General features: G+C 73.8%; 9 protein-coding genes. 8 read left to right on the plus strand and 1 reads right to left on the minus strand.

Annotation, left to right across the window (positions count from 1 at the left end; genetic code table 11):
- Nucleotides 1-62 precede the first annotated feature (62 nt).
- The 7 genes from ACIBEJ_RS24185 to ACIBEJ_RS24215 all read left to right on the plus strand — a co-directional run bounded on the left by ACIBEJ_RS24185 (nucleotide 63) and on the right by ACIBEJ_RS24215 (nucleotide 10,923).
- Complete coding sequence (locus ACIBEJ_RS24185; RefSeq protein WP_397185049.1) at nucleotides 63-1,082, plus strand: ferritin-like protein; 1,020 nt, start codon at nucleotides 63-65, stop codon at nucleotides 1,080-1,082.
- An 18-nt stretch (nucleotides 1,083-1,100) separates the two neighbouring features.
- Entirely contained in the window at nucleotides 1,101-1,286 is a 186-nt protein-coding gene (locus ACIBEJ_RS24190; protein ID WP_397185050.1) for a hypothetical protein, read from the plus strand.
- A 14-nt stretch (nucleotides 1,287-1,300) separates the two neighbouring features.
- The gene (locus ACIBEJ_RS24195; protein ID WP_397185051.1) at nucleotides 1,301-2,524 is read left to right on the plus strand and encodes a low temperature requirement protein A; all 1,224 of its coding nucleotides are present in this window, start codon (nucleotides 1,301-1,303) and stop codon (nucleotides 2,522-2,524) included.
- Entirely contained in the window at nucleotides 2,521-5,301 is a 2,781-nt protein-coding gene (locus tag ACIBEJ_RS24200; protein ID WP_397185052.1) for a cation-translocating P-type ATPase, read from the plus strand. The genes ACIBEJ_RS24195 and ACIBEJ_RS24200 overlap by 4 nt, the downstream gene beginning before the upstream one ends.
- A gap of 96 nt (nucleotides 5,302-5,397) precedes the next feature.
- Nucleotides 5,398-6,585, plus strand: a complete 1,188-nt coding sequence (locus ACIBEJ_RS24205) for a macrolide family glycosyltransferase (protein WP_397185053.1) — start codon at nucleotides 5,398-5,400, stop codon at nucleotides 6,583-6,585.
- Between the two features lie 10 nt (nucleotides 6,586-6,595).
- Entirely contained in the window at nucleotides 6,596-8,008 is a 1,413-nt protein-coding gene (locus ACIBEJ_RS24210) for a dihydrolipoyl dehydrogenase family protein (RefSeq protein WP_397185054.1), read from the plus strand.
- A 149-nt stretch (nucleotides 8,009-8,157) separates the two neighbouring features.
- Entirely contained in the window at nucleotides 8,158-10,923 is a 2,766-nt protein-coding gene (locus tag ACIBEJ_RS24215) for an AAA family ATPase (protein WP_397185055.1), read from the plus strand.
- Here ACIBEJ_RS24215 and ACIBEJ_RS24220 read toward each other — a convergent pair.
- Entirely contained in the window at nucleotides 10,913-11,455 is a 543-nt protein-coding gene (locus tag ACIBEJ_RS24220) for a hypothetical protein (RefSeq protein ID WP_397185056.1), read from the minus strand. The genes ACIBEJ_RS24215 and ACIBEJ_RS24220 overlap by 11 nt on opposite strands.
- Before the next feature lie 159 nt (nucleotides 11,456-11,614).
- Here ACIBEJ_RS24220 and ACIBEJ_RS24225 point away from each other — a divergent pair, with 159 nt between their 5' ends.
- Nucleotides 11,615-14,386: an AAA family ATPase gene (locus tag ACIBEJ_RS24225; protein WP_397185057.1), complete on the plus strand. Its 2,772-nt coding sequence runs from the start codon at nucleotides 11,615-11,617 to the stop codon at nucleotides 14,384-14,386.
- The last annotated feature ends 94 nt before the right edge of the window (nucleotides 14,387-14,480 follow it).

Consider the following 14,480-nt stretch of genomic DNA (forward strand, 5'->3'; position numbering starts at 1 on the left):
GCACCGGACCACCTGCCGTCCGTCCCAGGGCCATGACCCGCGACCCCCGAGGGATGACTCCCATGACACACCGAACGACAGGGCGGATCGGCACCCTCGACAGCCTCCGCGAGCACCTGCAGTGGGCGGTCGAACTGGAGCACGCGACGCTGCCGCCGTACCTGACGGCGTTGTACTCGCTGGACGCCGAGCGGAACGCCGAGGCGGTGGAACTGGTCAGCAGCGTCTTCGTCGAGGAGATGCTGCACCTGGCGCTGGCGGCGAACCTGCTCAACGCGGTCGGCGGCCGGCCGCGCCTGGACATGCCGGAGATGCTGCCGCCGCATCCCCGGCAACTGCCCCACGGCGAGGTCGAGCTGTCGCTGGTGCCGTTCGGCACGCAGGCGCTGGAGATGTTCCTGCGGCTGGAACGGCCCGCGCAGCCGAACGACGCGCCGCAGGACGACGGGTACCGGACGATCGGCCAGTTCTACGCCGCGATCGAGCAGGGGATGCGGGAGCTGTGCGACCGGCTCGGCGAGCCGGCCGTCTTCGGCGGCGACCCGGCCCGTCAGGTGAGCGGCACCCAGTTCCGTCACACGGCGGGACGGCTCGTCGAGGTGAAGGACCTGAAGTCGGCGCTCGCCGCGCTGGCGGAGATCGTCGAGCAGGGCGAGGGCAACGACCGCGGCGAGGTCTGGGACGGGGACAACGACGTCTTCCACCCCGAGCGGGAGGAGGTCGGGCACTACTACCGCTTCCTGGAGCTGAAGCTCGGCCGCCGTTTCCAGCGCGGAGACACGCCGCGGTCCGGGCCCACGGGGGAGAAGGTCGTGGTGGATCCGGACGGGGTGGCGGCGATGGTGGCCAACCCCCGTCCGGCCGGCCAGGGCGGCGCCGCGCGGGCCGCCCAGGAGGAGATCAACCGCACCTACTGCGGGATCCTCCACCTCCTGGAGCAGGCGTTCAACGGCGACCAGCCGCGGCTGGGCGCCGCCGTGGGCCAGATGTTCGCGCTGAAGGCGCAGGTGCAGGCCCTCATGGCGCTGCCCGGCGACGCCGGTCCCACCTTCGAGTACGTCGCACCGCAGTCACGTAGCTGACCAGGAGAAGGGCAGGTCATGAACGGACACATCCTGGAACCGGCCGCCGGGGAGCTCGCGCGGGCGTTCGTCATCGGCGACGAGCACGACGTGCTGCGCGACGAGGGCGAGGCCCACTCCCGCATCCGATCCACCGCGGCCGCGAGCGGCGCCGTCGCGCAGGCCATCGCCGTGCTCGGCGCGGCGCCCGACACCGAAGACTGACCGGAGAAGCACGGGTGGACGACCTCGCCAGGATCCGCGTCCGGATCCGGATGCTTGCACGACCCATCGACGAACCCCACCGGGTCGCCAGCCAGTTGGAGCTGCTCTTCGATCTCACCTTCGTGGTCGCGGTCGCGGCCGTCACCGCCCAGTTCGCCCACGAGATCGCCGAGGGGCACGCGGTGGCGGGGATCATCCCGTTCCTCCAGGTGTTCTTCTCGATCTGGTGGGCGTGGATGAACTTCACCTGGTTCGCCTCGTCGTTCGCCACCGACGACGTCGGCTACCGGGTGCTGGCCATGGTGCAGATGGGCGGCGTGCTGGTCCTGGCGGCGGGCGTCCCGATGGCGGCCGAGCACGCCGACTACACCTTCGTCACCGTGGGCTACGTCATCATGCGGCTCGGCCTGGTCGTCCTGTGGCTGCGGGCCGCGCTGGAGGATCCGGCGCGCCGCCGTACCGGACTGCGGTATGCGACGGGCATCTCCGTCGTCACGGTGGGCTGGCTCTTCCACACGTTCGTCGCGCCCATGAGCGTCGAGTTGCCGCTCTTCGTCCTCCTGGCGGCCCTGGAGCTGTCGGTGCCGCTGTGGGCGGAGCGGGCCGAGCCCACCACCTGGCATCCGCACCACATCGCCGAGCGTTACGGCCTGTTCACGATCATCCTGCTGGGTGAGAGCGTGCTCGCCGCCTCCCGGGGGGTGACGGCGGCGCTGGACGCCAGCGCGATCAGCAGCCCCTTCGTCATCATCGCGGTGTCCGGCCTGGTGGTGCTGTTCGCGCTGTGGTGGCTGTACTTCCTGGTGGAGGCGGGCAAGGGACTCAAGGGCCGCCGGGATCGTTCGTATCTGTGGGGCTACGGGCACTTCGGCGTGTTCGCCGCGCTGGCCGCCCTCGGCGCCGGACTCGAGGTCGCCGTCGAGCAGAGCGGCCACGCCGTCGTGGCGGGAGCGCTCACCGTCGGGTACGCCGTCGCGATCCCCGTCGGGGTGTTCCTGGTGCTCACCTGGCTGGTGCACGCCCGGGTCCTGGCGCAGGCCGTGATCCACCCCGTCCTGTTGTCGGCCTGCGCGCTGGCCGTACTGGCGCTGCCGCTCGCCACGCCCTGGATCGGCGTGCACGGCGTGGTCGCGGCGATCGCGGTCGTCTGCGTGCTGGCGGTCGCGGTCACGATCGCCCTCAACAACGCCCGCACCTCGGCCAGGGTCCCGGGACCCGTCCTGGCGGACGGCCGATGAGGGCCCGCAGCGTCACGGCCGCGGAAACACCCCCGGCGCAGGCCCTGACGCCGTGGCACGCGCTGCCGGTGGGCGAGGTGGTCGCCAGGCTGGAGGCGGTCCCCGAGCAGGGGCTGCCGGACGGCGAGGCCGCGCGGCGGCTGGAGCGCCACGGCCCGAACCAGTTGGCGGAGGTGGCCAGGGATCCGCGCTGGCGCGCGTTCCTGCGCCAGTTCCAGGACCTGATGATCGTGATCCTGCTGATCGCCGCCGTGGTCAGCCTGCTGATCTCGCACGAGTGGGAGACGCCGGTCGCGATCGCCGTGGTCGTCCTGCTGAACGCCACCATCGGCTTCGTCCAGGAGTCGCGCGCCGAGGCGTCGCTGGAGGCGCTGCGCAGGATGACCGTCACCACGGCGACCGTCCGGCGGGAGGGCAGGCTCGCCCGCCTGGACGCCAGGGAACTCGTGCCCGGCGACGTGGTCGTCGTCGAGGCCGGCGACCGGGTGCCGGCGGACGGCAGACTTCTGTCGGCCGCCTCGCTGGAGGTGCGCGAGTCGGAGCTGACCGGGGAGGCGCAGCCGGCGGTCAAGTCCGCCACCGCCGAGGTCGAGGAGGACGCGCCGCTGGCCGACCGGTCGAACGTGTTGTTCATGAACACCTCGGTCACCCGAGGCAGGGGCGAGATGCTGGTCACCGCGACCGGCATGGGGACCGAGACCGGCCGGATCGCCGACCTGATCGCCGCGGCCAAGCCCGCGCCGACGCCGCTCCAGCGGCAGATCAACGTGCTCAGCCGGACGCTCGCGCTCATCTCCGCCGTCGTGGTGGCCGTCGTGATCGTGCTCGGGCTGGTGCGCGGCCAGGAGCCGGACGTGCTGTTCGTCACCGCCGTCTCGCTGGCCGTGGCCGCCATCCCCGAGGGGCTTCCCGCCGTGGTGGCCTTCACCCTGGCCATGGGCACGGAACGGCTCACCCGCCGCGGCGCCATCGTTAAGCGGCTGTCGTCGGTCGAGACCCTCGGCAGCACCTCGCAGATCTGCACCGACAAGACCGGCACGCTGACCCTGAACCAGATGACCGCGAGGGAACTCGCCCTCGTGGGCCGCCGCTTCACGGTCTCCGGCTCCGGCTACGACACCGCCGGGCGGATCCTGTCCACCGACGGGCGTCCGCCGCCGCCGACCCTGGACCAGGCGCTGACCGCGATGGCCCTGTGCACGGACGCCGTGCTCCGCGACGGGGACGTGGTCGGCGACCCCACCGAGGCCGCGCTGATCGTGCTCGCGGAGAAGGGCGGCCTCGACGTCACGGAGCTGCGGCGGCGCAACCCGCGCCGGGCCGAGATCCCGTTCGACGCCGACCACAAGTTCATGGCCACCTTCCACGACTGGACCGACGACGACGGCCGCCCGATCGTGCGCTGCTTCGTCAAGGGCGCGCCGGACGTCCTGGTCACCAGGGCCACCCACTACCTCGGCCCGGACGGCGTCGCCGAGATCACCCCCGAGGCCAGGCGCGGCTACGAGGAGACGAACGCGGAATTCGCCGAGCAGGGCCGCAGGGTGCTGGCCGTCGCCCGCCAGGACTTCCCGGCCGACGGCCTCGAACCGGGCGCCGACATGAAGCCGACGCTGGACCGCCTCGTCCTGATGGCGCTGACCGGCATCGTCGACCCGCCGCGGCCCGAGGCCCGCCAGGCCGTCGAGCAGTGCCACGACGCGGGCATCCGGGTGCGCATGATCACCGGCGACCACGCGGTGACGGCCGCGGCCATCGCCCGCGACCTCGGCATCCCCGGCGAGACCAGCACCGGCGCGGAACTCGACCGGATCACCGGCGACGCCGAACTCGCCCGCCGCCTGGACGGCATCGGCGTCGTCGCCCGGGTCTCGCCCGAGCACAAGCTCCGCATCGTCCAGGCCCTGCAGGCGCGCGGCGACGTCGTCGCGATGACCGGCGACGGGGTCAACGACGCGCCCGCGCTGCGCCGGGCCGACATCGGCGTGGCCATGGGCGTGACCGGGACCGAGGTCACCAAGGAAGCGGCGACCATGGTGCTCACCGACGACAACTTCGCCACGATCGTGCGGGCCGTACGCGAGGGGCGGGGCGTCTACGACAACCTGGTCAAGTTCACCCGCTTCCAGGTCTCCACCGCGCTCGGCTTCGTGCTCACATTCCTGATCACGTCGGTGACCGGGATCGCGGGCGGCGCGCCGTTCACCGCCCTGCAGATCCTCTTCGTGAACCTCGTCATGGACGGCCCGCCCGCGATGTCGCTCGGCGTCGACCCGGTCAGCCCGGACGCCATGAACCGCCCGCCGCGGCCCGTGCGCGAGCCCATCCTCACCCGGGAGCGGCTCATCCGCATCGTGCTGACCAGCACCATCATGGCGACCTGCACCGCCGCGGTGCTCGCCTGGGCGCCCAGCGGGGCGGGCCAGGCCGGGGTGGCGGGCACGATGGGGCTGGTCACGTTCGTCTTCTTCCAGGCGTTCAACCTGGTGACCGTGCGCCACCCCACCCGCAGCCTGTTCCACCTCGACAGCCTGCGCAACGCGCACCCGCTGCTCGCGGTCGGCGCGGTGCTCGCCCTGCTCGTGCTCATCGTCGAGCTGGACGTGCTGCACGGCTTCTTCTCCACCACCGACCTGACCCCGGGACAGTGGCTGACCTGCCTGGCCGTCGGCTCGGTGATCCTGTGGATCGGCGAGATCGTCAAGGCCGTCCTGCGTGCCCGTGACCGCCGTCGAGCCGTGGAAGGTGTCACACCCGCACCGGCCGCCCGGTCATAGCTGGCGAAGACATCCGATTCGGCGTCGTGGTGAGAAGGGCGAGAACATGAGAGTCGGGGGAAGGACATCGCACGCCGCGGGCCATGGCGGCCGGAGATGAGCACCATCGCGTTTCTGAACGTCCCGATCCACGGCCGCGTCGACCCGACCGTGCCGGTGGTGGCCGAGCTGGTCCGCCGCGGCCACTCCGTCACCTACCACGCCCCGCCCGCCTTCTCCGCGGAGATCGCGGCCACCGGCGCGACCGTGTTCCCCTACCCCGAGTCGGCCCTGACGCCGTCCCGTCCGCCGGTCAGGATGCTGGACGGGCTCGCGCGGGCCGCCGTGGACCTGCTGCCCGGCGTCCTGTCCGAGCTGCGCGGCATCCGGCCCGACCTCGTCGTGCACGACTCGGCCTGCCTCTGGGGCGCGCTCGCCGCCCGCGAGCTGGGCGTACCGGCGGCGTCGCTCTTCACCACCTTCGCCGGCAACCGCTACGCGCCCAGCCCCAGCCGCGTCTCGTGGAAGTGGCTGGCCAGGCCCCACGCCCTCGCCGGCCTGCTGCGGTCCCGATGGAGGCTGCGCCGCGAGCACGACACCGGCGGGCTGCCGCTGGACTTCGCGCACCTGCGCCAGCCGCTCAACCTGGTCTTCACCCCGCGCGAGTTCCAGCCCGGCGCCGACACCTTCGGCCGGTCGTTCCAGTTCGTCGGCGCCGGCCTCGGCACCCGTCCGCCCGACCCGGCGTTCCCGATCGAGCGGCTGCGCGACCCCGTCCTGTACGCCTCCCTGGGCGCGGACTACGACGGCGGCGGAAGGCTGCCACGTGTCCTCGCCACCGCGCTGGCCCCGCTGGGCGGCGCCGTCGTCCTCGCCACCGGGACGATCGACCCAGCCGGGCTGGGGCCGCTGCCGGACAACGTGATCGCCCGCCGTACCGTGCCGCAGCTACAGGTGCTGTCGCGCGCCGCGCTGTTCGTCACCCACGGCGGGATGAACAGCGTCAACGAGGCCATGGCCGCAGGGGTCCCGATGCTGCTGATCCCGCGCGGCGCCGACCAGCCGCTCGTGGCCCGCAGGGTCGTCGAGCTCGGCGCGGGCCTGTCGGCCTCGCGCAGGGAGGCCGACGTGCGGCGGGTGCGCGCGCTGGCCCGCCGGCTGATGTACGAACCCCGCTTCCTGGCCGCGGCGGACGGCGTGCGGGTCGCCCAGCGGGAGACCGGCGGGTTCGTCGCCGCCGCCGACGCGCTTGAGACCTGCCTGCCGCCGGTCGGCCACGGCAGCACCGAACGAGCCCGAGCATAGGAGAAGACCGATGAGTGAAGAGTTCGACGTGATCGTGATCGGCGCGGGACCGGCCGGGGAGAACGTCGCCGCCCGCGCCGCGCGAGGCGGAATGGACGTCGCGATCGTGGAGGAGAGCCTGGTCGGCGGCGAATGCTCCTATTTCGCCTGCGTCCCGAGCAAGACCCTGCTCAGGCCGGTCGAGCTGGCCGCGGAGGCGGCCAGGACGCCCGGCCTCGCGCCCGTCCCGGTCGACACCGGCGCCGTGCTCGCCTGGCGGGACCAGATCGTCTCCCACCTGGACGACTCGCGGGCCGCCGTGGCGCTCAAGGAGGTTCCCGCCCAGTTGTTCCGCGGGCGCGGCCGGCTGGCCGGCCCGAAACAGGTGGACGTCGACCTGACCGGCGGCGGCACGGCCCGGCTCACCGCCCGCCACGCCGTCGTGCTGGCCACCGGGTCGCGGGCGCTGGTCCCCGCCATCCCCGGCCTGGCCGAGGCGCGGCCCTGGACCAGCCACGAGGCCACGGCGGTCCGCTCCGTGCCGCGTCGCGTGGCCGTCCTCGGCGGCGGGCCCGTCGCCTGCGAGATCGCTCAGCTCCTGCACGGCCTCGGCGCCGAGCAGACCGTCGTGCTGGTACGCGGCCGGGCGCCGCTGGGCAACATGGAGCCCTTCGCCGGGCGGCTCGTGGCCGACTCCTTCGCCGCCGGCGGGATCGACCTGCGTACCGGGGTGGGGGTGACCCGCGTCGAGCGGCGGGTCGGCAACGGCGAGGTGACCGTCCACCTGGCCGACGTGCCGCCGATCGTGGCCGACGAGCTGGTGGTCGCCACCGGCCGCGTCGCCGCCAGCGCGGACCTCGGCGTGGACACCGTCGGGCTGAAGCCGGGCGCACCGGTCCAGGTGGACGACAGCATGCGCGCCACCGGTGTCGAGGGTGGCTGGCTCTACGCGGTCAGCGACGTGGGCGACCGTACCCGGCTGACGCACATGGGCAAGTACCAGGGCCGCGTCTGCGGCGACGTGATCGCCGCCCGTGCCAAGGGTGAGCCGGACGACCTGCCCGCCATGCGCGACGTGGCCTCCGCGTACGGCCCGCCGCAGGTGATCTTCACCGACCCGCAGGTCGGCGCCGTCGGCCTGACCGAGGCGGCGGCGCGCAAGCGCGGTCACCACGTCCGCGTGGTGGAGTACGACCTCGGGGCGGTCTCCGGCGCCTACGTGCGCGAGCCCGCGTACCGGGGCCGCGCGAAGGCGGTCGTCGACGAGGACCGCCAGGTGCTGCTCGGGGCCACGTTCGTCGGGCCGGGGGTGGCGGAGCTAGTGCATTCGGCGACCGTCGCCGTCACATCGGAGGTGCCTCTCGAACGGCTCTGGCACGCGGTGCCGTCCTTCCCCACGATCAGCGAGGTGTGGCTGCGGCTGCTGGAGGAGTACGGCCTGTAACCGGCCTCTGACCGGCCGCTCCGCAAGGATGGCCTGTCGCCGGCGGGTCTTGATCGAGTAAGGGAAGGAGTGACATCCTGTCCACGCGCCCGACGGCTGCGTACATGGCCGCGCCGACGGATTGGCACGCGAACGGGGGCGTGAACGGGATGAGGACGCTGACCGGTCGCATGCCGCTGCTGAACAGGCAGCGTGAGCGGGCCGAGCTCGACGGCCTGCTCGGCGACGTGCGGTCAGGACGCGGGCGGGCCCTGGTGCTGCGGGGCGAGGCGGGAGTGGGCAAGTCCGCCCTGCTGCGGCACACCATGGGGCAGGCCGAGGACATGCGGGTGGTCCGCGGCACGGGCGCGGAGTCGGAGATGGAGCTGGCCTTCGCCGGCCTGCACCTGCTCTGCGCGCCGCTGCTGGACCGGATCGAGAGCCTGCCGGACCCGCAGCACGAGGCGCTGGCGGTCGCGTTCGGGCTGCGCAAGGGCGAGCCGCCGGACCGGTTCCTGGTCGGGCTGGCGGTGCTGACCCTGCTGGCCGAGACCGCGGAGGAACGCGCGCTCCTGTGCGTCATCGACGACGCCCACTGGCTGGACCAGTCGTCGGCCCAGGTGATGACGTTCGTGGCACGGCGGCTGCTGGCCGAGCGGGTGGGGATCATCTTCGCGGCCCGCGAGCCGGGCAAGCAGTTCCACGGCCTGGCCGACCTGGAGGTGCGCGGGCTGCCGGAGCGGGAGGCGTACACGCTGCTGCGCTCGGTGGTCCCCTTCCGGCTCGACGAGCAGGTGCGCGACCGGATCCTGGCCGAGACGAACTGCAACCCGCTGGCCCTGCTGGAGCTGCCGCGCGGGCTGAGTCCCACGCAGCTCGCGGGCGGGTTCGGGCTGGAGGCGCAGGCGGTGCCCGCGCGGATCGAGGAGGGTTTCCTGCGCAGGCTGGCGTCGCTCCCGGCCGAGACGCGCAAGCTGATGCTGGTCGCGGCGGTCGAGCCCACCGGCGACCCGGTGCTGATCTGGCGGGCGGCGGCGGGGCTCGGGGTGCCCGCCGCCGCGGCGGAGCCGGCGCGGGCCGACGGGCTGCTGGAGTTCGCGATGCGGGCGCGGTTCCGGCATCCGCTGGTGCGCTCGGCCGTCTACTCGGCGGCGTCGCAGGCGGAGCGGCGCGCGGCGCACGGGGCGCTGGCCGAGGCGACCGACCCGGCGTCCGACCCCGACCGGCGAGCCTGGCACCGCGCCCACTCGACGAGCGAGCCCGACGAGGCCGTGGCCGGGGAACTGGAGCACATGGCGGGGCGGGCCCAGGCGCGGGGCGGCCTGGCCGCGGCGGCGGCGTTCCTGCGGCGGGCGGCCGAGCTGACGCCCGATCCGGCCGGCCGCGTGGCCAGGGCCCTGGCGGCGGCGCAGGCCGCCTTCGAGGCCGGGACGCCGGACCTGGCGCTCGAACTGCTCCTGTCCGCCGAAACCGGTCCGCTCGACGAGCTCCAGAGCGGGCGGCTGGCCAGGCTCCGCGCCCAGATCGTCTTCGCGCGCAGGCGCGGCGGAGACGCCCTGGCGCCGCTGCTCGACGCCGCCGGACGGCTGGCCCGCGTCGATGCCGGGCAGGCGCGGGAGACCTACCTCGACGCCATCGGATCGGCGGTCTTCTTCGGCAGGCTGGGTGAGCCCGGCGCGGTGCGGGAGGTGGCCGAGGCCGCGCGGGCCATTCCGGCGGTGCCGCGGACGCCGCTGCCGGTCGACATCCTCTTCGACGGCCTGGTGGCCCGCTTCGCCGACGGCCACCTCGACGGCGCCCCGCTGATGAAGCGCGCGCTGGAGGTGTTCAGGGAGGAGGCCGGGCGCGACAGCGACGACAACATGCGCTGGCTCTGGCTGACCTTCCTGGTCGCCGCGGACCTCTGGGACGACGAGACGTGGTACGTCCTGACCACGCACGCGCTCAGGACGGCCCGGGGGATCGGCGCGCTCAACTTCCTGCCCCTGGCGCTCACCTACCGGGCGGCGGTCCACGTGTACTCCGGCGAGTTCGACGCCGCCGCCGCGCTGGTCGACGAGTCCCACGCGATCCTGAACGTGACCGGCAACTCGCCCCTCGGCTTCGCCGCGACGCTGCTCATCGCCTGGCGCGGCGAGGAGCAGGCGATGGCGCTGCTCGAAGACGCCGCCGACTGGGCGAGCACCTGGCACGAGGGCCGGGCGATCGGCGGCACCCACTACATGCAGGCGGTGCTGAGCAACGCCCTCGGCCGCTACCAGGACGCCCTGTCCAGTGCGCGGCGCGCGTGCGAGCACGACGATCTGGGCGTCTACGGCTACGCCCTGCTCGAACTGGCCGAGGCGGCCGCCTACGCCGACGCGCCCGAGGCGGCCGCGGACGCGCTGCGGCAGATCGAGGCCCGTGCCACCGCCAGCGGCACCGACTGGGCCCTCGGCCTGCTGGCCAGGTCGAGGGCGTTGCTGACCGAGGGCAAGGCCGCGGAGCCGCTCTACCGCGAGGCCATCGCGCACCTCCAGCGCAGCCGCTCCGCCGTACACCTCGCGCGTACCCACCTCGTCTACGGCGAGTGGCTGCGCCGGGGGAGGCGGCGTCCGGAGGCGCGCGAGCACCTGCGCACCGCCCACGAGATGCTGCGGGGCTTCGGCGCCAAGGCGTTCGCGGAACGCGCCCGCCTCGAACTGGAGGCCACCGGTGAGGCGGTCAGCCAGGGCGCCGCCGACGCGCCGGAACCGCTCACCCCGCAGGAACGCCAGATCGCCGACCTGGCCAAGGCGGGCCTGTCGAACCCGGAGATCGCCGCCCAGTTGTTCCTCAGCCCGCGCACGGTCGAGTACCACCTGGGCAAGGTGTTCAGCAAGCTCGCCATCACCAACCGCCACCAGCTCGCCCAGGCGCTGCCCGACAACGGTCACGCCCCTCCGCTCACGAGCTGACCAGCGCGGCGGGCCTTTCGGCGCGGTGCCGCTCCGGCGTGGTGCGGCGGGCCAGCGCGAGCACGCAGCCGAGCGTGAGGACGAGCAGGGCGACGTAGTGCCCCACGACCGGCCAGTGGCCGCCGCCGCCGGCCGTCAGCAGCCACTGGGCGATCAGCGGGGTGGAACCGCCGATGATCGTGCCGCAGAGCTGGTAGGAGACGGAGATGCCGGTGTAGCGGACCCGCACGGGGAACACCTGGGCGAGGAATCCGGCGAGCAACGCGAAGTACGACGCCCCGGTGACCACGCTGAGCGCGAGGGCGACGGTGATCAGGAGCGGCTGGCGGGGGACGCCGAGGCCGGTGGTGGCCCATGCCACGAGGAACGTGTTGGTGAAGTAGGCCGCGGAGATCCCCAGCGCGCTGGCCCCGACGCCGAGGGCGGCGGCGGTGCCGTAGATGAAGAAGTCATACCATTCCAGCGCCGTGCCGACGAACGAGGCGGTGGTGGCGCGACGGCTCTGACGTGCGGAGGGGGTGTCGTCGTGCATGGGAGTCCTTTGCGACGAGGGATCTCCACCAGACTGTGGCCGGGCGGCGGACGCGGTCGCATCGGGGAGACCCCGGTCGGCTCCCGAGTACGCCCGCAAAGCGCCCATTCCATGCATAATTGGGCGATCCAATTGATCAGGACGGCGCGGTGGTGGTGAATGTCGAGCGATGCTCCGCGTCGTGAGCTGCGTGGCAGACGGGACGAGAGCCAGACGCTGGAACGGCTCCTCCAGAACGCCACGGCGGGCCAGAGCCAGGTGCTCGTGCTGCGCGGCGAGGCGGGGGTCGGCAAGTCCGCGCTGATGGACCACCTGGTGGCCGGCGCGACGGGATGCCTGATCCTGCGGGCCTCCGGAACCGAGTCGGAGATGGAGCTGGCCTTCGCCGGGCTGCACCAACTGTGCCTGCCGATGATCGAACGTGTCGGCCACCTCGACGGCCCGCAGCGCGACGCGCTCTCCGTCGCGCTCGGCCTCAGCGCGGGCAGGGCGCCGGACCGGTTCCTGGTCGGGCTGGCGGTGCTCAGCCTGCTGGCCGGAGCGGCGGAGGAACGCCCGCTCGTCTGCGTCGTGGACGACGCGCAGTGGCTCGACCAGGCCTCCGCCCAGACGCTGGCCTTCGTCGCGCGCCGGTTGCTCGCGGAGCGGGTCGCGCTGGTGTTCGCGGTGCGCACCTCGGCGCAGGGGAACGCCGACGACCTGCGCGGGCTGCCCGAGCTCGTGATCGGCGGGCTGCGCGACGACGATGCGCGCGCGCTGCTCGACTCGGTGGTTCCCGGGCGGCTGGACGAGCGGGTCAGGGACCAGATCGTCGCCGAGACCGACGGCAACCCGCTGGCCCTGCTGGAGATGCCGCGCGGGCTGACCGTGGCGGAACTGGCCGGCGGGTTCGGCCGCCCCGACGCGCGACCGCTGGCCAGCCAGATCGAGCAGAGCTTCCTGCGGCGCATCGAGCGGCTGACCGCCCCGGCCCAACGGCTGCTGCTGGCCGCGGCGGCCGAGCCGGTCGGGAACGCCGCCCTGCTGTGGCGGGCGGCCGAACTGCTCGGCATCGGTGCGGACGCCGCGGCGGCGGCCGAGGCCGCGGGGCTCATCGAGTTCGATCCCCGTACGCGCTTCCGCCATCCGCTGGTGCGTTCCGCGGTCTACCGGGCGGCGGACCGGAAGGACCGCCGGGACGTGCATCGCGCGCTGGCCGAGGCGACCGATCCGGGCTCCGACCCCGACCGCCGCGCCTGGCACCGTGCCCACGCGGCGGTCGAACCCGACGAGGCCGTCGCCGGCGAGCTGGAGCGCTCCGCCGGCCGGGCCCAGGCGCGCGGCGGCCTCGCGGCGGCGGCGGCGTTCCTGCGGCGGGCGGCCGAGCTGACGCCCGATCCGGCCGGCCGTGTGTCCAGGGTGCTGGCCGCGGCGCAGGCCACCTTCGAGGCCGGAGCGCCCGACGCCGCGCTCGACCTCCTGGCCGACGCGCGGCTGGGCCCCCTGGACGACCTCCAGCGCGGGCGGCTGACCAGGCTGCGCGCCCAGATCGTCTTCGCCCGCAGGCGCGGCGGCGAGGCGGTGCCGCTGCTGCTGGAGGCCGCCGGTCAGCTCGAAACCGCCGACCAGGGGCAGGCGCGCGAGGCGTACCTCGAAGCCATCGGATCGGCGGTCCACTCGGGCAGGCTGGGCGGGCCCGACGCGCTGCGGAAGGTGGCGGAGGCCGCCCGTTCCGCGCCCCCGGGACCGATGCCGCCGCGGCTGGTCGACGGGCTCCTCGACGGCCTGGTGGAACGGTTCGCCGAGGGCCACGTCGCGGGCGCGCCGCGGCTGAAGCGCGTGCTGCGGGCGTTCCGGCAGGAGGCCGGGGCGAGCGGTGACGACGTCATGCGCTGGCTGTGGCTGACCTGGCTGATCGCCGGGGACCTGTGGGACGACGAGACCTGGCACGAGCTGACCACCCACGCGATCCGGACGGCCCGCGAGGCCGGCGCGCTCAACTTCCTGCCGCACGCCCTCACCTACCGCGCCGCCGAGCACGTGTACGCCGGCGAGTTCGACGCGGCCGTCGGGTACATCGAGGAATCCAACGCGATCCTGAAGGTGACCGGCAACTCGCTCCTCCTGTACGCCACGGCCCTGCACCTCGTGTGGTCAGGCGAGATCGAGGCGCTGGCGATGCTCGAAACCGGCGGCGAGATGGCCAGCAGCTGGGGCGAGGGCCGGGCGATCGGCGTGCGCAACTACATGGAGGCCGTGCTGTACAACGGCTTCGGCCAGTACCAGGAGGCCCTCGCCTGCGTGGAGCGGGCGTGCGAGCACGACGACCTGGGCGTCTTCGGGTTCGCCCTCGTCGAGCTGGTCGAGGCCGCGGTCCGTTGCAACGCCGCCGAGGTGGCCGCGGCCGCGCTGCGCCGGATCGAGGAACGTGCCACCGCCAGCGGCACGGACTGGGCGCTCGGCCTGCTGGCCTGGTCAAAGGCCCTGCTGGCGTACGGCGAGGCCGCCGACCTGCTGTACCGGGAGGCCATCGAGCGCCTGGGACGCTGCCGGGCCGGCGTCCACCTGGCCCGCGCCCACCTGGTGTACGGCGAGTGGCTGCGCCGGGAGAGCCGCCGCGTCGACGCCCGCGAGCACCTGCGCACCGCGTACGAGATGTTGCAGGGCTTCGGCGCCAAGGCGTTCGCCGAGCGTGCCCGCCGCGAGCTGCAGGCCACCGGCGAGACCGTCCGCAGGCGCAGCGCCGCCGTCGCCGACGGGCTCACCCCGCAGGAGGGCCAGATCGCCCGGCTGGCCAGGACGGGCCTGTCGAACCCGGAGATCGCCGCCCGGCTGTTCCTCAGCCCGCGCACCGTCGAGTACCACCTGGGCAAGGTGTTCGCCAAGCTCTCCATCACCAACCGCCACCAGCTCGCCGAGGCGCTGCCCGATCAGGGCCACGACCGTCCCTGAACCTCTGCTGTCACGTGGCGGACCCGCTGCCCTGTCGTACATATGGGCCGGGAGCACACCCGGCTCCGGCTCCGCGGGCGAGCCGTCCCTCACG

Source organism: Nonomuraea sp. NPDC050790 (assembly GCF_044456745.1).
Taxonomy (GTDB): domain Bacteria; phylum Actinomycetota; class Actinomycetes; order Streptosporangiales; family Streptosporangiaceae; genus Nonomuraea.

Bases quoted from the DNA above. Each gene is read 5' to 3' on its own strand.
- ACIBEJ_RS24185 (WP_397185049.1), top strand. From the start codon at position 63: ATGACACACCGAACGACAGGGCGGATCGGCACCCTCGACAGCCTCCGC.
- ACIBEJ_RS24215 (WP_397185055.1), top strand. From the start codon at position 8,158: ATGAGGACGCTGACCGGTCGCATGCCGCTGCTGAACAGGCAGCGTGAG.
- ACIBEJ_RS24225 (WP_397185057.1), top strand. From the start codon at position 11,615: ATGTCGAGCGATGCTCCGCGTCGTGAGCTGCGTGGCAGACGGGACGAG.
- ACIBEJ_RS24220 (WP_397185056.1), bottom strand. From the start codon at position 11,455: ATGCACGACGACACCCCCTCCGCACGTCAGAGCCGTCGCGCCACCACC.
- ACIBEJ_RS24190 (WP_397185050.1), top strand. From the start codon at position 1,101: ATGAACGGACACATCCTGGAACCGGCCGCCGGGGAGCTCGCGCGGGCG.
- ACIBEJ_RS24210 (WP_397185054.1), top strand. From the start codon at position 6,596: ATGAGTGAAGAGTTCGACGTGATCGTGATCGGCGCGGGACCGGCCGGG.
- ACIBEJ_RS24205 (WP_397185053.1), top strand. From the start codon at position 5,398: ATGAGCACCATCGCGTTTCTGAACGTCCCGATCCACGGCCGCGTCGAC.
- ACIBEJ_RS24200 (WP_397185052.1), top strand. From the start codon at position 2,521: ATGAGGGCCCGCAGCGTCACGGCCGCGGAAACACCCCCGGCGCAGGCC.